This window comes from Streptomyces sp. YKOK-I1, from assembly GCF_054660435.1.
On sequence record NZ_BAAGDR010000001.1, the window covers coordinates 5,929,937 to 5,950,966 of the forward strand.

20 protein-coding genes and 1 pseudogene are annotated in these 21,030 nt (G+C 70.6%); 11 read left to right on the top strand and 10 right to left on the bottom strand.

The genetic code is table 11. From position 1 onward, the window contains the following. Positions 1-5 precede the first annotated feature (5 nt). From ACYQ8Q_RS26250 to ACYQ8Q_RS26275, 6 genes are all read left to right on the top strand, one after another. Positions 6-803, top strand: a complete 798-nt coding sequence (locus ACYQ8Q_RS26250; protein ID WP_460068276.1) for a type III pantothenate kinase — start codon at positions 6-8, stop codon at positions 801-803. Between the two features lie 118 nt (positions 804-921). Further along, a complete protein-coding gene (locus tag ACYQ8Q_RS26255) occupies positions 922-1,617 on the top strand; it encodes a hypothetical protein (protein WP_460073494.1) in 696 nt (231 codons plus the stop codon). A 57-nt stretch (positions 1,618-1,674) separates the two neighbouring features. Next, complete coding sequence (locus ACYQ8Q_RS26260; RefSeq protein ID WP_460068277.1) at positions 1,675-1,854, top strand: hypothetical protein; 180 nt, start codon at positions 1,675-1,677, stop codon at positions 1,852-1,854. Between the two features lie 155 nt (positions 1,855-2,009). Continuing rightward, on the top strand, positions 2,010-2,417 hold the full coding sequence (locus ACYQ8Q_RS26265; RefSeq protein WP_460073496.1) for a BlaI/MecI/CopY family transcriptional regulator: 408 nt from the start codon (positions 2,010-2,012) through the stop codon (positions 2,415-2,417). Between the two features lie 9 nt (positions 2,418-2,426). Next, a complete protein-coding gene (locus ACYQ8Q_RS26270) occupies positions 2,427-2,984 on the top strand; it encodes an amino-acid N-acetyltransferase (RefSeq protein ID WP_460068278.1) in 558 nt (185 codons plus the stop codon). A gap of 225 nt (positions 2,985-3,209) precedes the next feature. Then, positions 3,210-3,545, top strand: coding sequence for a histone-like nucleoid-structuring protein Lsr2 (locus ACYQ8Q_RS26275; RefSeq protein ID WP_460068279.1), 336 nt, complete (start codon positions 3,210-3,212; stop codon positions 3,543-3,545). Here ACYQ8Q_RS26275 and ACYQ8Q_RS26280 read toward each other — a convergent pair. Beyond that, positions 3,524-4,210: an SCO3374 family protein gene (locus ACYQ8Q_RS26280; RefSeq protein WP_460068280.1), complete on the bottom strand. Its 687-nt coding sequence runs from the start codon at positions 4,208-4,210 to the stop codon at positions 3,524-3,526. The two genes, ACYQ8Q_RS26275 and ACYQ8Q_RS26280, sit on opposite strands and share 22 nt — an antisense overlap. A 430-nt stretch (positions 4,211-4,640) precedes the next feature. Between ACYQ8Q_RS26280 and ACYQ8Q_RS26285 the strand changes: the two genes are divergently transcribed. Further along, the gene (locus ACYQ8Q_RS26285) at positions 4,641-7,166 is read left to right on the top strand and encodes an ATP-dependent Clp protease ATP-binding subunit (protein ID WP_460068281.1); all 2,526 of its coding nucleotides are present in this window, start codon (positions 4,641-4,643) and stop codon (positions 7,164-7,166) included. Between the two features lie 82 nt (positions 7,167-7,248). Here the strand turns inward: ACYQ8Q_RS26285 and ACYQ8Q_RS26290 are convergent, their stop codons facing one another. Next, positions 7,249-7,881: an HAD family acid phosphatase gene (locus ACYQ8Q_RS26290; RefSeq protein WP_460068282.1), complete on the bottom strand. Its 633-nt coding sequence runs from the start codon at positions 7,879-7,881 to the stop codon at positions 7,249-7,251. Between the two features lie 533 nt (positions 7,882-8,414). Here ACYQ8Q_RS26290 and ACYQ8Q_RS26295 point away from each other — a divergent pair. Beyond that, complete coding sequence (locus ACYQ8Q_RS26295; RefSeq protein WP_460068284.1) at positions 8,415-8,984, top strand: M23 family metallopeptidase; 570 nt, start codon at positions 8,415-8,417, stop codon at positions 8,982-8,984. 13 nt (positions 8,985-8,997) lie between these two features. Here ACYQ8Q_RS26295 and ACYQ8Q_RS26300 read toward each other — a convergent pair whose 3' ends face one another. Then, positions 8,998-9,585: a TetR/AcrR family transcriptional regulator gene (locus ACYQ8Q_RS26300; RefSeq protein ID WP_340377001.1), complete on the bottom strand. Its 588-nt coding sequence runs from the start codon at positions 9,583-9,585 to the stop codon at positions 8,998-9,000. A gap of 135 nt (positions 9,586-9,720) precedes the next feature. Between ACYQ8Q_RS26300 and ACYQ8Q_RS26305 the strand changes: the two genes are divergently transcribed. Both ACYQ8Q_RS26305 and ACYQ8Q_RS26310 read left to right on the top strand, forming a co-directional pair. Further along, entirely contained in the window at positions 9,721-11,295 is a 1,575-nt protein-coding gene (locus tag ACYQ8Q_RS26305) for an MDR family MFS transporter (protein WP_460068285.1), read from the top strand. Between the two features lie 566 nt (positions 11,296-11,861). Beyond that, a pseudogene (locus ACYQ8Q_RS26310) lies at positions 11,862-12,482 on the top strand (class I SAM-dependent methyltransferase); the annotation flags it as partial. 53 nt (positions 12,483-12,535) lie between these two features. Here the strand turns inward: ACYQ8Q_RS26310 and cseC are convergent. The 5 genes from cseC to ACYQ8Q_RS26335 form a co-directional block, all read right to left on the bottom strand. Beyond that, the gene (gene cseC, locus ACYQ8Q_RS26315) at positions 12,536-13,870 is read right to left on the bottom strand and encodes a two-component system sensor histidine kinase CseC (RefSeq protein WP_460068286.1); all 1,335 of its coding nucleotides are present in this window, start codon (positions 13,868-13,870) and stop codon (positions 12,536-12,538) included. Positions 13,871-13,890: 20 nt separating this feature from the next. After that, positions 13,891-14,589, bottom strand: a complete 699-nt coding sequence (cseB, locus tag ACYQ8Q_RS26320; RefSeq protein WP_460068287.1) for a two-component system response regulator CseB — start codon at positions 14,587-14,589, stop codon at positions 13,891-13,893. A gap of 217 nt (positions 14,590-14,806) precedes the next feature. Further along, on the bottom strand, positions 14,807-15,499 hold the full coding sequence (locus ACYQ8Q_RS26325; protein WP_460068288.1) for a hypothetical protein: 693 nt from the start codon (positions 15,497-15,499) through the stop codon (positions 14,807-14,809). Then, complete coding sequence (locus ACYQ8Q_RS26330; protein WP_460068289.1) at positions 15,484-16,026, bottom strand: SigE family RNA polymerase sigma factor; 543 nt, start codon at positions 16,024-16,026, stop codon at positions 15,484-15,486. The genes ACYQ8Q_RS26325 and ACYQ8Q_RS26330 overlap by 16 nt, the downstream gene beginning before the upstream one ends. A gap of 300 nt (positions 16,027-16,326) precedes the next feature. After that, on the bottom strand, positions 16,327-17,250 hold the full coding sequence (locus ACYQ8Q_RS26335; RefSeq protein WP_460068290.1) for an HhH-GPD family protein: 924 nt from the start codon (positions 17,248-17,250) through the stop codon (positions 16,327-16,329). Positions 17,251-17,513: 263 nt separating this feature from the next. On the opposite strand from ACYQ8Q_RS26335, the gene ACYQ8Q_RS26340 reads away from it, so the two are divergent. After that, positions 17,514-18,347 (top strand): hypothetical protein, encoded by an 834-nt coding sequence (locus ACYQ8Q_RS26340; protein WP_460068291.1) that lies wholly within the window; start codon positions 17,514-17,516, stop codon positions 18,345-18,347. A 12-nt stretch (positions 18,348-18,359) separates the two neighbouring features. On the opposite strand, the gene disA is transcribed toward ACYQ8Q_RS26340, so the two are convergent. Beyond that, positions 18,360-19,484 carry a DNA integrity scanning diadenylate cyclase DisA gene (gene disA / locus ACYQ8Q_RS26345; RefSeq protein ID WP_460068292.1) on the bottom strand — a complete coding sequence of 375 codons (1,125 nt, stop codon included), beginning with the start codon at positions 19,482-19,484 and terminating at the stop codon, positions 18,360-18,362. 81 nt (positions 19,485-19,565) lie between these two features. Continuing rightward, entirely contained in the window at positions 19,566-20,975 is a 1,410-nt protein-coding gene (gene radA / locus ACYQ8Q_RS26350; protein WP_460068294.1) for a DNA repair protein RadA, read from the bottom strand. Between the last annotated feature and the right edge of the window lie 55 nt (positions 20,976-21,030).

A 21,030-nucleotide genomic window follows, 5' to 3' on the forward strand; every position in this document is an offset into this window, starting at 1 on the left:
CGGTCATGCTGCTGACGATCGACGTGGGGAACACGCACACGGTGCTCGGCCTGTTCGACGGTGAGGAGATCGTCGAGCACTGGCGGATCTCGACCGACGCGCGCCGTACGGCCGACGAGCTGGCGGTCCTGCTGCAGGGTCTGATGGGCATGCACCCGCTGCTCGGCGTGGAACTGGGCGACGGCATCGACGGCATCGCGATCTGCGCCACCGTCCCCTCGGTGCTGCACGAACTGCGCGAGGTGACCCGCCGCTACTACGGCGACGTCCCCGCGGTCCTCGTCGAACCGGGCGTCAAGACCGGGGTGCCGATCCTCTTCGACAACCCCAAGGAGGTCGGCGCCGACCGCATCATCAACGCGGTCGCCGCGAACGAGCTCTACGGCGGCCCGGCGATCGTCGTCGACTTCGGCACCGCGACGACGTTCGACGCGGTCAGCGCGCGCGGCGAGTACGTGGGCGGGGTGATCGCCCCGGGCATCGAGATCTCGGTGGAGGCGCTGGGCGTCAGGGCGGCCATGCTCCGCAAGATCGAGGTGGCCCGCCCGCGCAGCGTGATCGGCAAGAACACGGTCGAGGCGATGCAGTCCGGCATCGTCTACGGCTTCGCGGGCCAGGTCGACGGCGTGGTCACCCGGATGGCCCGGGAGCTGGCGGAGGACCCCGACGACGTCACCGTGATCGCCACGGGCGGCCTCGCGCCCATGGTCCTCGGCGAGTCGTCGGTGATCGACGAGCACGAACCCTGGCTGACGCTGATCGGGCTGCGGCTGGTGTACGAACGGAACGTCTCCCGCATGTGACCGGCAGGGGGCGGATTCATGGGCGCCACACCCGCGCCACACCCGCCCCCTATGTCGAATTTGTCCGATTAGCGCGTATCGTCGGCGCATGCCCACGCCATACGGATCCCGCGGCGGCATGGCGTTCGGCGCGGAGGAGCTGCGTGTGCTCCGCCGCGCCCTCGCCCTCGCCCTCCACCCCGGCCCCGCAAGCGACGAGGATGTCCAGGACTGCCATCGCCTAGCCGAGTCCCTCGACGAGGCGCTGTGCGAGGCCGCCCGGTTGCGGGCCTTCCTGGTGGCCGACCTCGGCCGCTACCGCGCCGCCCTGCCCGGCGCCGCCGCCGGCTATCTCACGCTCCTGGAGGAGGTCCTGGCCACGGGGCACCGGCCGGGCCCCGAGGATCTCGCCGCGCTGCGCACCCTGCGCGGCGATCCGGCCGCCGCCGCCCTCCTGGCCCGCTGCCAGGTCCTCGCCGAACAGGACGTACGGGCCCGTCTGGCGCGTCGTACGCCCCGCCAGGCCTCCCCGGCCGTCCCGCTGGTCCCGGCGTCCCGTACGCGCCTTCTCGCCCTTCCCGGGGGCCGTTCCGCCGAGGCCGACCGCCTCCCGGCGGCCGCCGACGACGACGATCCGCGCGAGGAACCCCGCAAGAAGCCCGCCGAGCGGCCCGCCGCGCCCGCCCCCGGCCCCGTGAAGCGGCCCGCCCCCGAGCCCGCCCCCGAGCCCGCCCGCCGCCCCGTCCCCACCCCGGGCGAGGTGTTCCCGCGGCGCAGGCCCACCCCTCCGCCGCCGCCCGCCGAGCCGGAGCAGCGGAGCCTGGCCGTGGGCTGAGACGCGCCGGTCCGACCCCGGCCCGATGTCCCGTTCCTCCGTGGCTACCCTGGATCCATGGACTATGTCTCCGCGCTGGTGCCCCCCGTCGTCATGGCCGTGTTCTTCATCGGTGTGATCAGGGTGATCGTGAAGAGCCAGGGAGGCGCCAACAAGGCCAAGGAGGACGCGGCCGTCGACGCCGCCCTCACGCGCACGCAGGGCGCCGGCCAGGCCCCCGCCGGCACCGACGCCTGACCCCGCCTCGCCCCGGCGCACGGCTCCTCCCGGAGTCGTGCGCCCTTTTTGTGCCTGTTCGGCAGTGAAAGCGCACGTCCGGCACGCGATTGCCGAGATCTCCCACTATTGTGCTGAGAGTGCCTCGCCCATTGGGAGAACTCGAAGACGCGGTCATGACGCGGGTGTGGAAGTGGAACCGCCCGGTGACCGTTCGGGAAGTCCTGGAAGACCTTCAGCGGGAACGGTCCATCGCCTACACCACGGTGATGACCGTTTTGGACAATCTCCATCAGAAGGGCTGGGTGCGCCGCGAGGCCGAAGGCCGGGCCTATCGATATGAGGCGGTCTCCACCCGCGCCGCCTACGCCGCCGCCCTCATGAACGACGCCTGGGCGCAGAGCGACAACCCCGCCGCCGCCCTCGTCGCCTTCTTCGGGATGATGAGCGACGAACAGCGACAGGCGCTGCGCGACGCCGTACGCATCGTCCAAGGTCCGGAAACATCCGAAGCCGCATCTGCCGGCACTGCGGGCACTGCCGGGGAGAACCCCGCCGCGGCATCCGGAGGCAGCGGGCGATAGCGTCCGCACATGTCCGCAGAGAGCCCCGTCGGCGAGAACCCCGAGAACCCCGAAGTCAGCGCTAAAGCCATCACCGTCCGGCGCGCCCGGACCGCCGATGTCCCCGCGGTGCGCCGCCTCCTTGACGCGTACGTCCGCGGCGGCATCCTGCTCGACAAAGCGACGGTGACCCTTTACGAGGACATCCAGGAGTTCTGGGTCGCCGAACGCGACGACAACGCCGAGGTCGTGGGCTGCGGCGCGCTGCACGTGATGTGGGAAGACCTCGCTGAAGTGCGCACTCTCGCCGTGAAGCCCGGCCTGAAGGGTTCCGGTGTGGGCCACCAGTTGTTGGAGAAGTTGCTGCACACCGCGCGCTGGCTCGGGGTTCGTCGCGTTTTCTGCCTGACCTTCGAAGTGGACTTCTTCGGCAAGCACGGCTTCGTGGAGATCGGTGAGACGCCGGTCGACACCGATGTCTACGCGGAGCTGATGCGTTCCTATGACGAGGGCGTAGCGGAGTTCCTCGGACTCGAACGAGTGAAACCGAACACCTTGGGCAACAGCCGGATGCTTCTGCATCTGTGATCGTGCCCCCTCATTCCGGCGGACCTGCCTTGACCGGTGCCCTATGTCCGAAACGCGCACGTTTCCGGGCGAGGGGCGGGCTGTCGGCCTCTCCCAGGGGTTTGTGTTTTTCCGGCAAAAGCGGTTTGCTTTCCGACGTACTGCAGTACTGCATATAACAGGGCGCGGCTAAACGGCGGACGCCGCGGACCCCCGTCCCTCACGTTATCGATGAAAGGAAATCCGGTGGCACAGAAGGTTCAGGTCCTTCTTGTCGACGACCTCGACGGCGGCGAGGCTGACGAGACCGTGACGTTCGCGCTGGACGGCAAGACCTACGAGATCGACCTCACGACCGCCAATGCGGACAAGCTGCGCGGGCTTCTCGAGGCCTATGTGAAGGGTGGCCGTCGTACCGGAGGCCGTGCCGCGGGCGGGCGTGGAAAGGCGCGTGCCGCTTCCGGCAGCAGCCAGGACACCGCTCAGATCCGCGCGTGGGCGAAGGAGAACGGTTTCGAGGTCAACGACCGTGGCCGCGTTCCGGCGACCATTCGCGAGGCTTACGAGAAGGCCAACGGCTGAGCGGCGAGCCGACGCAGCCGGACACGGTGACAGTGCGCTGCCAGCGTGTCCACCAACCGCACCAGATCGGGGGCGTCCTTCACGCCCCCCGACGCCGACACCGTCGGCAGCGAGGCCTCGACCTCGCACCCCGCCACGGGGGGCCGCAGCCATACGGCGGCCCCCTGCACCGGCGTTACCGGCGTACGGCGCCGGCAGCCCGGGACGAGCCCCGGCGGCATCGGCGCTTCCATGAGGGAGCCCTCGCCGAGCGCCGTCAGATCCAGCGGCAGCCCGCCCCACTCCAGCCACTGGAGGATCCCCGGCAGCTCCTCGGCGCTCCCGGCGGCCACCAGGAGCCGCATCCGGCAGCCCGTGCCGCTCCCCTCCCCGCCGGTCGCGCCCGTAGAGGCGGTCCTGCCGGTCCTGCCGATCGCGTCCGTCCCGCCGGTCGCCTCCGTCCTGCCGGTCCGGCCCGTACCGCCGTGCACGGCCACCGGGAAGTCCGGTGCCCGGCGCCCCAGCGCCGCGCGGCCCGCCTCCGCGGGGACCTCCAGGACGTCGAAGCGGTCGCCCACCGAAAGTCGTACCGGCTCCCCGGGCACGGTCGCCCACCCCAGTTCGTTCTCGTACCAGCCGCGGACCGGCCCGTCCGGGCGGCGGGGGAGAGGGATGGAGCGGACCATGCCGAGCAGAACCATCGGAAGAGCCCCGGAGTTACGCTGGGTTCCGTCGCGGTCGCGCACAGTGGCGAACGGCGGTGCGCGCAAGGGGCTCGGGAGGCGCAAGGTTGTTCGCCCGTAGCGGAGGGAAAGGGTGCGCACGGCATGGACTGTCCGTCCCGGCGGGTAAGACTTCCCTAGTGGGAGGGGGCGACACGCAGGAAAGGACGTCTCACGTTCGCCATCGGCGTACTGATGGTGAGGGTAACTGCCTGGCCTGCGGGAACATCGTCTCGCACCATCGGGTTGGAGCATATGTCGGCGTTCGGGGTCAGGAGGCCATCGACGGTGTCGGCAGTTGGAATGAGCGGTCCCTGCTTGCGGGACTAAGCTGCGGTAGGACAGGGAGGGGAAGTTCCCCCCACTGCCTGACCGCTCTGAGGAGCGATTAACGATGTTCGAGAGGTTCACCGACCGCGCGCGGCGGGTTGTCGTCCTGGCTCAGGAAGAAGCCCGGATGCTCAACCACAACTACATCGGCACCGAGCACATCCTCCTGGGCCTGATCCACGAGGGTGAGGGTGTCGCCGCCAAGGCCCTTGAGAGCCTCGGGATTTCGCTCGAGGCGGTCCGCCAGCAGGTGGAGGAGATCATCGGCCAGGGCCAGCAGGCCCCGTCCGGGCACATCCCCTTCACCCCCCGTGCCAAGAAGGTCCTGGAGCTGTCGCTCCGCGAGGCCCTTCAGTTGGGCCACAACTACATCGGCACGGAGCACATCCTGCTCGGCCTGATCCGCGAGGGCGAGGGCGTCGCCGCCCAGGTCCTCGTCAAGCTGGGCGCAGATCTCAACCGGGTGCGGCAGCAGGTCATCCAGCTGCTCTCCGGCTACCAGGGCAAGGAGACCGCCACCGCCGGCGGGCCTGCCGAGGGCACCCCCTCGACGTCCCTGGTCCTCGACCAGTTCGGCCGGAACCTCACCCAGGCCGCTCGTGAGTCCAAGCTCGACCCGGTCATCGGGCGCGAGAAGGAGATCGAGCGGGTCATGCAGGTGCTGTCCCGCCGTACCAAGAACAACCCGGTCCTGATCGGTGAGCCCGGCGTCGGCAAGACCGCCGTCGTCGAGGGCCTCGCCCAGGCCATCGTCAAGGGCGAGGTGCCCGAGACCCTCAAGGACAAGCACCTCTACACCCTCGACCTCGGCGCGCTGGTCGCCGGCTCCCGCTACCGCGGTGACTTCGAGGAGCGCCTGAAGAAGGTGCTCAAGGAGATCCGCACCCGCGGCGACATCATCCTGTTCATCGACGAGCTCCACACGCTGGTCGGTGCGGGTGCCGCCGAGGGCGCCATCGACGCGGCCTCCATCCTGAAGCCGATGCTGGCCCGCGGTGAGCTCCAGACCATCGGCGCCACCACGCTCGACGAGTACCGCAAGCACCTGGAGAAGGACGCGGCCCTCGAGCGCCGCTTCCAGCCCATCCAGGTCGCCGAGCCGTCGCTGCCGCACACCATCGAGATCCTCAAGGGTCTGCGTGACCGGTACGAGGCGCACCACCGCGTCTCCATCACCGACGAGGCGCTGGTCCAGGCCGCCACCCTGGCCGACCGGTACATCTCGGACCGCTTCCTGCCGGACAAGGCGATCGACCTGATCGACGAGGCCGGTTCCCGGATGCGCATCCGCCGGATGACCGCTCCGCCGGACCTGCGCGAGTTCGACGAGAAGATCGCCGGCGTCCGCCGCGACAAGGAGTCCGCGATCGACTCGCAGGACTTCGAGAAGGCCGCCTCCCTGCGCGACAAGGAGAAGCAGCTCCTCGCCGCCAAGGCGAAGCGCGAGAAGGAGTGGAAGGCCGGCGACATGGACGTCGTCGCCGAGGTCGACGGCGAGCTGATCGCCGAGGTCCTCGCCACGGCCACCGGCATCCCGGTCTTCAAGCTCACGGAGGAGGAGTCGTCCCGCTTGCTGCGCATGGAGGACGAGCTCCACAAGCGGGTCATCGGCCAGGTCGACGCCGTCAAGGCGCTGTCCAAGGCGATCCGCCGTACCCGCGCCGGTCTGAAGGACCCGAAGCGTCCGGGTGGCTCGTTCATCTTCGCCGGCCCGTCCGGTGTCGGTAAGACCGAGCTGTCCAAGGCGCTCGCCGAGTTTCTCTTCGGCGACGAGGACGCGCTGATCTCCCTCGACATGTCGGAGTTCAGCGAGAAGCACACGGTCTCGCGGCTCTTCGGCTCCCCGCCCGGATACGTGGGCTACGAGGAGGGCGGCCAGCTCACCGAGAAGGTCCGCCGCAAGCCGTTCTCCGTCGTCCTCTTCGACGAGGTGGAGAAGGCCCACCCGGACATCTTCAACTCGCTGCTGCAGATCCTGGAGGACGGTCGCCTGACCGACTCCCAGGGCCGGGTCGTGGACTTCAAGAACACGGTCATCATCATGACGACCAACCTCGGCACCCGGGACATCTCCAAGGGCTTCAACCTGGGCTTCGCGGCCTCGGGCGACTCGAAGAGCAACTACGAGCGCATGAAGAACAAGGTGTCGGACGAGCTCAAGCAGCACTTCCGCCCCGAGTTCCTCAACCGTGTCGACGACGTGGTCGTCTTCCCGCAGCTCACGCAGGAGGACATCCTGCGGATCGTCGACCTGATGATCGGCAAGGTGGACGAGCGCCTGAAGGACCGGGACATGGGCATCGAGCTCTCCCAGTCCGCCAAGGAGCTGCTGTCCAAGAAGGGCTACGACCCGGTGCTGGGCGCGCGTCCGCTGCGTCGCACGATCCAGCGCGAGATCGAGGACACGCTCTCCGAGAAGATCCTCTTCGGCGAGCTGCGTCCCGGTCACATCGTGGTCGTGGACACCGAGGGCGAGGGTGACACCAAGACCTTCACCTTCCGCGGTGAGGAGAAGTCGGCCCTGCCCGACGTCCCGCCGATCGAGCAGGCGGCCGGCGGCGCCGGTCCGAACCTGAGCAAGGACGCGTAGGCGCCGCGCTCGGTCTGAGAGCACAAAGGGGCTGCCCCGGGACTCACGTCCCGGGGCAGCCCCTTTTTCACGGTGCCTTCCGTCAGGAGAGCTGTCCGTCGTAGTCCGGCAGCTTGTACGTCTTCTCGGCGTGGCCGCCCGACAGGTCGGTGGCGCTGTTGCCGATGTTCGCGATGATCGTGTAGCCCTTGTTCTCGATGTCGACGCGCTGGGCGGTCTTGTAGGCGGCGACGTCCTTGAAGAGGTCGAGCAGGCCGCGGACGTAGAGCCCGGAGACCTTGTAGCCGACGTACTTGAGGTTGTAGTCGGTGAAGGAGTAGATGATGTCCGGGCGGGCGGTGACGAAGAACAGCGCGACGCCGTGGTCCTGGGCGTACTTGGCGACGTCGAGGACCGGCTTGTTGGCCGGCTGCGGGTAGCTGAAGCCGAAGTCGGTCTCCAGGGTCGTGTTGTCGATGTCGAAGACGATCGCCTGCTTCTCGCCGGTCTTGGCGGCGGCGATGCGCTGCTTCAGATAGGGCAGGGCCTCGTTCATCACCGACTGGCAGTCGGCCTGCCAGGTGGCGTAGTCGACGTCCTCCGCGGCGGCGGTGGCGACGGTGGAGGTGCTGGTGGCCGTAGCGGCCTGGGCGCCCGCCGGGACGGCCATGGCGGTGACGGCGGCCGTTGCCACGGCCGTCATGGCTATGCGGCGCTTCCAGGTGCCTGTGGTCATGTGAGGTCCTCTCGCGTCCTGGCCTGCCTGTGTCGTGGGCATGCTGCGCTGTGGGGATGGCCTGAGGGGAACCAGCGGGTTACCGGGGGAAACCTGCGGGTTACTGGACGGTAAGGGGCGGTGAGACTCCGCTCACAGACCCGTGCACAGTTCGTGACGCGGGTCACAAGTCCCCCATGCGGCAGGGGAGTAGCCCCCGTCACATCCCGAAGTCCCTTTTGATGGGCGGCCGGTGACAAGCGGCACAGGTCATCGGTGGGCTACTAGCGTGGATAGTGGCAGCGCAAAATCTGGCAAAAAGGACATAGCGTTCGGAGCCCCCGGAGGCTGTGCGGCCTCCGGCATGGATCGCCGTCAAATGGGGCGTCCCGGGTCATCTGTCAAGAAGGTGGAAATTCTGGGGTGAAGTACTAGCTTCCGTCGTACGTCACACGTTTGGGGGTCCATCGCCCTCGGGGTTACCAAGGGATGGCCCACCCGGCAGGCGTTCCTGCGCCGGGTGGTCTTCCTGTCCCCGAACCCACGAGGTCTTCATGTTCCAGCGCGTCACGTCCCGTTCTTCCCGTACGTCCCTGCTCCGCACCCGCGTGGCCGTCGGGGCCGCCGCCCTGGGTGCCACGGCCGTGCTGGGAACCGGGGTGGCGTCCGCCGCCGTACCCGCCGCCAAGACGGCCGTCTCCGCCAACGCCTGGGTCAAGCCGGTGGCGCACTACACCAAGTCCGCGACCTTCCACCAGGCCGGTGCCATGTGGCAGTCCACCCACAGCGGCCAGGACTTCGCCGTGCCGAGCGGCACCAAGGTCGTCGCCGCCCACGGCGGCACCGTGGTCAAGGCCGGCGGCAACGGCGCCGGTGACGGTCCGGCCTACGGCAACGCCATCGTCATCAAGCACGCCAACGGGACCTACTCGCAGTACGCCCACCTGTCGCACATCGACGTCAAGGTCGGCCAGATAGTCAAGACCGGCCAGCGCATCGCCCTGTCCGGCAACACCGGCAACTCCAGCGGTCCCCACCTGCACTTCGAGATCCGCAAGACCGCCAACTACGGCTCGGCGATCGACCCGGTCGCCTTCCTGCGCGCCCATGGGCTGACCGTCTGACGGTGACGGGTGATCAGGCGCCCTGATGCGCCTGGGTCACGAGATCGACGGCGACCTCGAGGACGGCTGCGCGCTTGTCCTCCGGGTCGCCTTCGAGGTCCTGGAGGAAGAACATCCCGGCGTGCAGCGTGAAGATCGCGCTCACACAGCGGACCTGGTCGGTGAGCGGGGCGTCCGGGTCGATGATGATGTCCCGCAGCCCGCGCATCCGGTCCTTGAACGAGTCGCCGATCTGCAACTCCCGTACCGTCGCCTGGTTCTCCTGCATGAAGCGGAAGAGCGGGGTCGCCTCGGCCAGGGCGCGGCTGTAGCGCCGTACGAGTTCCTGCTTGGTCTCCAGGGTGTGCGGCTGGCTCGCGCCCCACTCGATCAGGTCTTCGATCGGTTTCGTCAGATCCGTGAAGATGCTGACGATGATCTCTTCCTTGGTCTTGAAGTGGTAGTACAGGGCCGCCTTCGTCACCTCCAGCCGCTCCGCGATCTCGCGGAGGGAGGTCTTCTCGTAGCCCTGCTCGGCGAAGAGTTCGAGCGCGACGTCCTGGATGCGCTGGCGGGTGTTGCCGCGGCGCTGCTGCTTGGTGCCGTCCATGGTGCCGTCCATCCTCGTACTCCTCGTGCTCCCACGGAAACTTACTTGACGACCGGCTAGTGACAGGTCTACTTTCCTCAGTGTAGTGAACTAGCCGGGCGGCAAGTAAGTGGGCGGCCCGAGGCAGTGCCCAGGGGAGTGGAATCAATGGCGGACACCCAGACGGTCGAGACCGAACCGGAGAAACAACCGAAGAGTGTGCGGGTCGTCCTGCTCGCACTGATGATCACGATGATGCTCGCGATGCTCGACAACATGATCGTGGGCACCGCGATGCCGACGATCGTCGGCGAACTCGGAGGGCTGGAGCACCTCTCCTGGGTCGTGACCGCCTACACCCTCGCGACTGCCGCGGCCACCCCGATCTGGGGCAAGCTCGGTGACATGTACGGGCGCAAGGGCGCCTTCATGACCTCGATCGTGATCTTCCTGATCGGCTCCGCGCTCAGCGGCATGGCCCAGAACATGGGCGAGCTCATCGGCTTCCGCGCCGTGCAGGGCCTCGGCGCCGGTGGTCTGATGGTCGGCGTCATGGCGATCATCGGCGACCTGATCCCGCCGCGAGAGCGCGGCAAGTACCAGGGCATGATGGCCGGCGTCATGGCGCTCGCGATGATCGGCGGTCCGCTCGTCGGCGGCACGATCACCGACAACTGGGGCTGGCGCTGGTCCTTCTACATCAACCTGCCGCTCGGCGTGATCGCCCTGGCCGCGATCAGCGCCGTCCTGCACCTGCCGAAGAAGCGGGCCAAGGCGGGCATCGACTACCTCGGTGTCGTGCTGCTGACCGTGGGCATCACCTCGATCGTCCTCGTCACCACCTGGGGCGGCACGGAGTACGCCTGGACCTCCGCGCGGATCATGGAACTGATCGGGATCGGCGTCGCCTCCCTCATCGGGTTCGTGTTCTGGCAGACCCGGGCCGCCGAGCCGATCGTGCCGCTGCACATCTTCCGCAGCCGCAACTTCACCCTGATGTCCGTCATCGGCTTCATCACCGGCTTCGTGATGTTCGGCGCCACCCTCTTCCTGCCGCTCTACCAGCAGTCGGTGCAGGGCGCCTCCGCCACCAACTCCGGTCTGCTGCTCCTGCCGATGCTCGGCGCGATGCTGGTGACCTCCATGGTCGCGGGCCGCATCACCACCAGCACCGGCAAGTACAAGGTCTTCCCCGTCGTCGGCAGTGTCCTGATGGCCGTCGGCCTCTACCTGCTGTCCACGATGGACACCGGCACCTCCCGCTTCACCTCCGGCGTCTTCATGGCCGTCGTCGGTCTGGGCATGGGCTGTCTGATGCAGATCACCATGCTGGTCGCGCAGAACAGCGTGGAGATGAAGGACATGGGCGTCGCCTCGTCCTCCACCACCCTGTTCCGTACGCTCGGCTCGTCCTTCGGTGTCGCGATCATGGGCGCGCTGTTCAACCACCGCGTCCAGGACGTCATGGCCGAGCGGGCCGGCGCCCTCGGCTCGAAGATCACCGAGCAGTCCGCGCAGCTGGACGCCGCCAGCCTGGCCAAGCTGCCGGCCGCGGCCCGCGAGGCCTACCAGCATGCGGTGTCCGCGGGTACCCACTCGGCGTTCCTGCTGGGCGCGATCGTCGCGGTGGCCGCGCTGCTCGCCGCCGTGTTCGTCAAGGAGGTTCCGCTCAAGGGGGCAGGACCGCAGAAGGCGGACGAGGAGCCGGCAGCCGTCACCCCGCCGGTCGTCGAGGCCGTCTGACCACCGTTCCACCGAAGGCCCCCGGGAGTCCGCCCCGGGGGCCTTCGCCATACCCCCACCCCCGGCCCGCCCGAACCACCGCCCGAGCGGCCAGCCGAGCGGCCAGGCGGACGGCGGCTTCGCCGGACGACAGCTTGGCCGCTTGGCCGCTTGGCCGCTTTGCTGGTCCGGCGGGCTGCTGGACTGCTGGGGCGCCGGGCGCCGGGCGCCGGGCCCCGGGGCGCTGGCCGCCGCGCCGCCAAGCCGCTGGATCGCCGGAGCGTCAGGCTGCGGGGTCGCCGGGGCGCTGGGTCGCTGGACTGCCGGGGCTGGGCCGCTGGACTGCCGGTCGGTCGGGCCGCCGGGGGTGCCAAGCCGCTGGAGCGCCGGGCCGCTGGGGTGCCGGAGCGTCAGGCCGCCGGGGCACCGGGTCGCTGGACTGCCGGGGCTGGGCCGCCGGGCCGCCGGGCGGTCGGGTTGCCAAGCTGTTGGTGCACCGAGCCGCTCGTCCGGCGGGTCGCCAGGCCGCTGGGTCGCTGGGCCGCCGGGCGGTCGGGTGGCTGGAATGCCAAGCAAGCCAGAAGGCTGGCGCCGGTCTCGACACCTTCGCCCAGCGCCGGCCCGAGGCCGCCGCACAGGGGCTGAGGGTGTTCGAGGTCGACCGGCCAGGCCCCCAGGCCTGGAAGCGCCGACGCCTCCTGGACCTCGGCCTCGGTGTCCCCGACTGGCTGCGGCTGGTGCCGGTCGACCTCGAGGGCGACTGGTGGGGTTCGCTGCTCACGGCCGGACTCGACCCCGCGCGGCCTGCCGGCGTGGCCTCCACCGGCGTCACCATGTACCTCACCGCCGAAGCCGTCGAGGCGACCTTCCGCCATGTCGCCGGCCTCGCCCCGGGGTCGACCTTCGTCACGAGCTTCCTGCGGCCCCTGGAGGACGTCGTACCGGAGGAGCAGGAACAGCTCCGGATCGCGATGAACGGCGCCCGCGCGGCCGGGACCCCGTTCCTCAGCTTCTACACCCCACCGCGGATCCTCGCCCTGGCCCACGAGACCGGCTTCCATGAGGCCCGCCATGTCTCGGCGGCGGACCTGGAACAGCGGTACTTCGCGGGCCGGACGGACGGGCTGCGACCGTCGAGGGGCGAGGAGCTGCTGGTCGCCGTCGTCCGAGGGGCTACCAGCAGCTCCTCCGATGACGGCCTCCGATGACCGCATCCGACGGCGACCACCGCCGTGGCCCGCCACGCCGTCATCACCGCCCGCTACGGCATCATCGGGTAGCTTCCCGTGTTCGTCGGCGCGTGCTCGGGCAGCCACAGGACCGCCACCGCGCCCTCGGCCGGTATGTGCTCCGGCGCCCCGGCGGGGCGGACATTGCGGAAGGTGAGACGGGCGCCCAGGACCCGGGCCTGGCCCGCCGCGATGGTCAGGCCGAGGCCGTGGCCCTGCCCGGCCCGGTCGGCGCTGCCGGTGCGGAACCGGCTCGGGCCCTCGGCCAGCAGGTCCTCGGGGAACCCGGGGCCGTGGTCGCGGACCCGGATCACCCGGCCCTCGACGGTGACCTGGATCGGCGGCTTGCCGTGCCGGGCGGCGTTGGCGAGGAGGTTGAAGAGGACCCGCTCCAGACGGCGGGGGTCGGTCGTGACCATCGACTCATGGACGACCCGCACCTCGACCGCCGGGTCCTTGGCCGCCACCCGCCGTGCGACGAACTCGCCCAGCAGGAGGTCCTGCAACTCCGCCCGCTCCGAGGCGCTGTCCAGGCGGGCCACCTCCAGGACGTCCTCCACGAGCGTGCGCATGGCCTTCGCCCGGTCCAGGACCAGCTCGGTGGGCCGGCCGGGCGGCAGCAGCTCCGCCGCGGTCAGCAGACCGGTGACCGGGGTGCGCAGTTCGTGCGCGATGTCGGCGGTGACCCGCCGCTCGGCCTCCAGGCGCTGCTGGAGCGCGTCGGCCATGGCGTCCACCGCGCTCGCCAGGTCGTCGGTCTCGTCCCGGACGACCCCGCCGATCGCGTCCCGCACCCGGACGTCGGACTCGCCCTTGGCGACCTGGTGGGCCGCGGCCGCCGCCTTGCGCAGCCGGCGCGAGAGCTGTCCGCCGATGAGCACCCCGAGCGCGCTGCCGCCGAACACGACCGCGATCGAGCCGATCACCAGTGCCTGGTCGAGGTCGTTGAGGATGTCGGTGCTCCGGTCGGTGAAACCGGTGTGCAGGGACATCACCCGCCCGTCCTTGAGCGGTACGGCCGCCCAGATGTCCGGCGTGCCCCCCGCACGGTCGGACACGTAGGTCACCCGGCGGCCCTGGGAGACCTTCTCCCGCACCTCCGACGGCAGCCGGGAGTCGTCGATCTTGATCTGGGGGAAGTTCGGGCGCCCGGTCATCTCGAAGTTGCGCTGGGCGATCTGGATGCGCTCGTCCGCGAGGTCGCGCGCGTTGTCCAGCATCGAGACCCGGGCCGCGTTGTGCACGACGAGACTGAGCGCGATCGCCACCAGCGCGCCGACCAGCGCGATCGCCGCGCTCAGCTTCCACCGCAGACCGGTACGGATGCCCGCGCCCTGTGCGCGGCCCGGAACCAGGTGCCGGATCATCCCCCTCACCCCCCGCCCGCTCAGGCCTTCAACTTGTAGCCGAAGCCGCGGACCGTCTCGATACGGTCCTGGCCGATCTTCGTCCGCAGCCGCTGCACATGGACGTCCACGACGCGGGTGTCACCGCCCCAGCCGTAGTCCCAGACGCGCTCCAGGAGCTTGTCCCGCGACAGGACCGTGCCCGGCGCGGAGGAGAACTCCAGCAGCAGCCGCATCTCGGTCGGCGTCAGGGCCACCGGCCGGCCGGCCCTGCGCACCTCCATGCCCTCGGTGTCGACCTCCAGGTCGCCGAAGGTCAGCACACCGCCCGCGGGCGCGGTGTCGTCGGTCCGGTCCCCGCCGCCCGCGTGCCCGAAGCGGCGCAGCACCGCGCGGATCCGGGCGACCAGGACGGCGCCGTCGAACGGCTTGGTCACATAGTCGTCGGCGCCGGCCTCCAGGCCCAGGACGACGTCGATGGAGTCGGCGCGCGCCGACAGCATGATCACGGGCACGGTGGACTCGTCCCGGATGCGTCGGCAGAGGCTGACCCCGTCCAGGCCGGGCACCATGACGTCCAGCAGGGCGATGTCGGGGCGGTCGGCCCGGAACGCGTCCAGGCCGGAGAGACCGTCGGGCATCGCGGTGACCACGAAGCCGTCCCGCTCCAGGGCGAGCTGGGTGGCCTCGCGGATGACGTCGTCGTCCTCGACGAACAGGACGTGGGTCTGGTCTGCCATCCCGGTGCTCTCAGTCCTCGTGTTCGGTGGTGCGTCGTCGGTGGTGCGTCGGTGATGCGTGTCTTCGGGCGCCGTACACATGCCCGGGTGCCCCTTGAAGGGGACGCCGGAGGCTTCCGCCGCGTTCACTCCCGGTGCGCCCACTCATTGATCGGATCGGGCGGCCCGATCGGTTCACGCCTTCCGGAGATTTTTCCAGCCCGCCCGAAGTCCGAGGTCAGCCGGTCCCGGGCACCGGCGTCGGGTCCCCGTCCCCGTCCACGATGCTGCTGTACTCGTTGTGGATGGTGAACTCCTTGACGAAGTGATCCGCGCTGGTCCAGCGGTAGGTGATCACGTTCTCACCGGACGGGCTGGAGACGGAGTCGCCCTTCGCGTACACCTGCTTGGTCACCACCAGGTCGCCGCGGTCTATCTCGGCGTAGACCGGGGGCTCCTCGGTCTTGAAGACGTTCTCGTACCGGCCGTCCTTCTCCCGGTACACGTACGAGCCGACACCGACCGCGTCGCCGCAGGTCAGCACGTTCACCACGATGTCCGTGACGGGACCGCCGGTCAGATCGCCGTAGGAGACGTCGACCGGGTACTCGTCGCCGACGCACGGCTTCAGCTCGCCCTTGACCTCCGCCGAGACCTCGGGGTCGGCCTTGACGAGCTGGACCGCGTCCACCCGGGAGGGGGTGCGGGTGGGCGCGGCCGAGGGAGTCGCCGTCGCGGCGCCGGGCACCGCGTCCGCGTGCGCGGGGCCCTCGTCACGGGTGCCGGTTCCGCCGGTGGCGCACGCGGACACGAAAAGGGCGAGGGCGGCGAGCACGGTCACCGCCGTGATCGCCGCCTGGAAGGTGCCTCGGGCCGCTGTGGGCCCTGCCTGGGCCGGTGTCGGCCCGGCCTCGGTCAGGCCGCCGCGCAACGCTCCCGCTCCTCACGCTCCAGCGCGCGTGCGTCCAGATCGCGGGCCTCCAGCTCCTCGCGGAGCCGGGCGAGCGCCCGGTGCAGCGTGCTCTTGACCGTTCCCGCGGACATGCCGAGGGCGGCGGCCGTCTCCTCCGTGGACATCTGCTCCCAGTGTCGCAGCACGACGACGCTTCGCTGCTTCGGAGCGAGCACCTTCATCGCGTCCATCAGCAGGGCGCGGTCCGCGTGCTGTTCGGTGGAGTCGTCGATGCAGGCGTCCGGGAGCTGCTCGGTGGGGACTTCCTCCAGCTTGCGGGCCCGCCACCACTCGGTGCGGGTGTTGATCATGACCCGGCGCAGATAGGCGTCCGCGAGCCGCTTGTCCGCGATGCCGTCCCAGCGGCCGTACGTCCGCGCCAGCGCGGTCTGCAGCAGGTCCTGTGCGTCGACCGGGTCCGGGACCAGCCGGCGGGCGCTGCGCAGCAGCGCGTCCTGCCGGGTGCGGACGTACTCCTCGAACTCGAGCACCTCGCCCTGCGCCATGGTCAACCCCTCCGTCTACCCCGTTTGCGGCGCGCGGTCGTCCGCCGGATCTCCGCGTGGTCTGTCGCCGTCGTGCCCTCGGTGGGCACGCAACTGAAGCTACGGAGCTGTTGTCACGGGGCTGTGCGGAGCAGCCTGCGGCCAGCGCGCGGCTGTCCGTCGGTTGTGTAACGGAACGGGGTTCTGGGTAAAGAGGCAGCCCGAAGAGTAGGCGTATGTACTGATTTATTCGGCCGTCGAAGGTGACAGACGCCGGGCGGGGGCCGTGACGAAGCCCGTTGTCTGTGACATGACCGTGCGTCAGGTGAGCGGCAGACGGTACAGACCGTCCGGCAGCGGCTCCACCAGTCCGTCCGCCACGAGCCCGTCCAGGGCCCGCGCGCGCTGCACCGGCTCGTGCCACACCCGGTCCAGCGCCGCCTGCGGCACGGGCGCGTGCGCCTCCCGCAGCACGGCGAGCAGCTTGCCGCGCACCTGCCGGTCGGTACCGGCGTACGTCTGTCCGCGGCGCGGCGGGCCCTCGTGCTCCGGCTTGCCCGCGAGCCGCCACGCGCACTGCGCGGCGATCGGGCAGCGCACACAGGTCTCGTTCTTCGCCGTGCACACCAGGGCGCCCAGCTCCATGGAGGCCGCGGCCCAGCGGGCGGCGGTCCGCTCGTCCTCGGGCAGCAGGGCCCGGGCCAGCTTGCGCTCGGCGGCCGTGGTGGCGTTCGGCGGGTAGCGCACGCCCGTGACGGCCCGGGCGAAGACCCGGCGGACGTTGGTGTCCAGCACGGCGTGCCGCTGCCCGTACGCGAACGAGGCGACCGCGGCGGCCGTGTACTCGCCGATGCCGGGCAGCGCGAGCAACTGCGCGTGGTCCGCCGGTACGTCGCCCCCGTGCCGTTCCGTTATGGCCACCGCCGCGCCGTGCAGCCGCAGGGCGCGGCGCGGGTAGCCGAGCCGTCCCCACGCGCGTACGGCCTCGCCGGGGGCCTCCGCGGCCAGGTCGGCGGGGCGCGGCCAGCGGGCGAGCCACTGCTCGTAGACCGGCAGGACGCGGCTGACCGGCGTCTGCTGGAGCATGAACTCGCTGACCATCACACCCCAGGCACCGGCCTCGGGGTGCCGCCAGGGCAGGTCGCGGGCGTTGTCCTCGAACCAGTCGATGACGGGGGCGTGCAGGTCCGCGCCGGCGGCGGCGTCGGCGGGGCTGCGGTGCGGGGGCTTCGTGGGCGCAGTCATGACCCTTCCGATCCTGCCATGGGCGATGGGGCACGCGTGCGTACCGCCACTCGTCCGGGTGGCCGGCCGGGAGCGTGGCCCCGCGCCGCGCGCCCCGGTCGTGGCCAGAGGTGCAAGCGGCGCCCCCGCAAAGCGCCGGGGGTCTGCGCGCAGGGTGAAGTCGGGGGCAAGGATGCGGAGTCCGGGATGATGATCCGGAAAAGTTGTACTCCGGGCGGCGGGTAGGGCCGGTTAACGCGGCGATCTCTCGTACAGTTTGCGCCGTGGGATCTCTGCGCAATCCGATCGGGCCGCTTCCCTCCTCCATCTACTGGCGCCGGAGGGTCGTACTGCTGTCCGTGATCGCCCTGTTGGCGCTGGTCGTCACCTGGGTCGTCACCTCCGACGGCGGTGGCGGCTCCCACGACGCGAAGGGGTCCGGCGGAAAGAATCCCGCGTCCTCGATCACGCCGGGGCCGTCCGGCTCGGGGCCCGCGATCAGCCAGGCGCCGGGCGGGCGCGACGAGTCGAGCGAGGGCGCCACCGAGGGCTCGGACTCCGGCTCCGGGTCCGGCTCGGACACCGGTTCGGGCGGCGACGGCTCCGGGTCCGACGGTTCGGGGTCCGACGGCTCCGGCTCGGACACGGGCGGCGGCACGGACGACGGGGCCAACGGCAGCGGTTCGAGCGCGACCCTCCCGGCCGGTACGACCCTGCCCAACTGCACCGCCAGCGTGGTCAAGTTGACCCTGCGCAGCGTCCGGAACTCCTACTCGCCCGATGAGACGCCCACGTTCCAGCTCGTCGCGAAGAACTCCTCCGGCAGCGACTGCAAGGTCGACCTCGGGCCGAAGACGGCGGTACTGACGATCACGCAGGCGGGGAGCGCGGACGACTACTGGTCGTCGGCCGACTGCCCGAAGGCCTCCGGGAGTCTGCTGTACCGCGTGCCGGCCGGCGGGACCTTCACCTACACCCTGAAGTGGGACCGCAAGCCGAGTGCCGCCGAGTGCGCGACGCCTCCGGCGGGCACGGCCGGGGCGGGGACGTATCTGGTGGAGGCGAAGGCTCCGGGGTTCACCACGGCACAGACGTCGTTCGTGCTGGCGGCCGACTAGGACCTCGGACCGTCAGACGTAGCGCTCCAGGATCGACGACTCCGCCAGCCTCGACAGGCCCTCGCGGACGCTGCGGGCCCGGGCCTCGCCCACACCGTCGACCGTCTGGAGGTCGTCGACGCTCGCGGCGAGGAGTTTCTGCAGACCGCCGAAGTGCTCCACCAGGCGGTCGATGATGGCGCCGGGCAGCCGGGGCACCTTGGCGAGGAGGCGGAAACCGCGCGGGGAGACCGCGGAGTCCAGTGCCTCGGGAGAGCCCGTGTAGCCCAACGCGCGGGCCACCGTGGACAGTTCGAGCAGCTCGGCGTGGGTGAGGGCGTCCAGCTCGGACAGCGCCTCGTCTACCGTGCGGGAGCGCTTGGCGGTGGGCTCGGGGACGTAGTCCCGGACCACCAGCTCGCGCTCCGGCTCCACGCCCGCGATCAGCTCGTCGAGCTGGAGCGCCAGCAGACGGCCGTCGGTGCCCAGTTCGACCACGTACTCGGCGATCTCGGTGGCGATACGGCGCACCATCTCCAGGCGCTGGGCCACCGCGGAGACGTCCCGGACCGTCACCAGGTCCTCGATCTCCAGCGCCGACAGCGTGCCCGCGACCTCGTCGAGCCGCAGCTTGTAGCGCTCCAGGGTGGCGAGGGCCTGGTTGGCGCGGGACAGGATCGCGGCCGAGTCCTCCAGCACACGGCGCTGGCCGTCGACGTACAGGGCGATCAGCCGCATCGACTGGGAGACCGAGACGACCGGGAAGCCGACCTGCTTGGAGACGCGGTCCGCCGTGCGGTGCCGGGTGCCCGTCTCCTCCGTGGGGATCGTCGGGTCCGGGACCAGCTGGACGCCGGCCCGCAGGATCTTCGACAGGTCGGAGGAGACCACGATGCCGCCGTCGAGCTTGCACAGCTCCCGCAGCCGGGTGGCGCTGAACTCGACGTCCAGGACGAACCCGCCCGTGGACATCGTCTCGACGGTCTTGTCGGAGCCGAGCACGATGAGCCCGCCGGTGTTGCCGCGGAGCACCCGCTCGAGCCCGTCGCGCAGGGCGGTGCCCGGAGCCACCGCGCTCAGTGCGGCGCGCATCAGGCTCTCGGTACGGGAACTCCCACCGGACTTTCCGGGAGCTGCCGCCCGGTCGTTGGCTGCCACTGCACTCCTCCGGTCGCAGGTTCTTCAGGCGCTCCCGTGCGCGCACTCGGTTCGTACGGACGGGCGAGACCAGGGCAAAGTCTACCGGCGCTCCTCCGCCTCCCGTGGGGCCTCTCGGCGACGGGACCTCGGCAGGACCCGCAGCGCGTCCCCCATGTCGGCGACCTCGAGCACCTTCATCCCGGGCGGGACCTTGCCGGGATCGCCCGGCACGAGCGCGTGCGTGAAGCCCAGCCGGTGGGCCTCGCTCAGTCTGCGCTGGACGCCCGTGACCCGTCTGACCTCGCCCGCGAGACCGACCTCGCCGATCGCGACCAGGTTCTTCGGCAGGGGGGTGTCGCTCGCCGCGGAGGCCAGGGCCAGCGCGATCGCCAGGTCAGCCGCGGGCTCGGAGAGCTTCACCCCGCCGACCGTCGCCGAGTAGATGTCCCGCTTGCCGAGCGCGCTGATCCGGCCGCGCTGCTCCAGCACCGCCAGCATCATCGAGACCCGGGAGGTCTCCAGGCCCGAGGTGGTGCGCCGGGGCGAGGGGATCTGGGAGTCGACGGTGAGCGCCTGGACCTCGGCGACCAGCGGGCGGCGGCCCTCCAGGGTGACGGTCAGACAGGTACCGGGGACCGGTTCGTCACGTCTGGTCAGGAAAAGTCCACTGGGGTCGGCGAGACCGGTGATGCCCTCGTCGTGCAGTTCGAAGCAGCCGACCTCGTCCGTCGCGCCGTACCGGTTCTTCACGCCGCGCACCAGGCGCAGGCGCGCGTGCCGGTCGCCCTCGAAGTGCAGGACGACGTCCACCAGGTGCTCCAGCAGACGGGGGCCCGCGATCGCGCCGTCCTTCGTGACATGGCCCACCAGCAGCGTGGACATGCCGCGTTCCTTCGAGGCGCGGATCAGGGCGCCGGCGACCTCGCGCACCTGTGCCATGCCGCCCGGCGCCCCGTCGATCTCGGGGGAGGCGACCGTCTGCACCGAGTCGAGGATCAGCAGCGACGGCTTGACCGCGTCCAAGTGGCCGAGGACGGCGGCCAGATCGGTCTCGGCCGCCAGATACAGATGGTCGTCGATGGCCTTGATCCGGTCCGCGCGCAGCCGGACCTGGCTCGCGGACTCCTCGCCCGTCACATACAGGGTGCGGTGTTCGTCACTCGCCGACTTGGCCGCCACGTCCAGCAGCAGGGTCGACTTGCCGACGCCGGGCTCGCCCGCCAGCAGCACCACCGCGCCGGGCACCAGACCGCCGCCGAGCACCCGGTCCAGCTCGGGCACACCGGTCGTACGGGCGGTGGCCTGCCGGCCGTCGACCTGGCCGATGGGCACGGCGGAGGTGGTGACCCGCCCCGGTGCCGTCGTACGGACCGCGGGCGTGCCGTACTCCTCGATCGTGCCCCAGGCCTGACACTCGGGGCAGCGGCCGAGCCACTTGGCCGTCTGCCAGCCGCATTCGGTGCAGCGGTAGGACGGGCGGTCCTTGGTGGTCTTCGTACGGGCAGCCATGGGGAAACCGTAACCGCCGCCACCGACAGCCGGACCGGCCTGTGGACAACCGGCC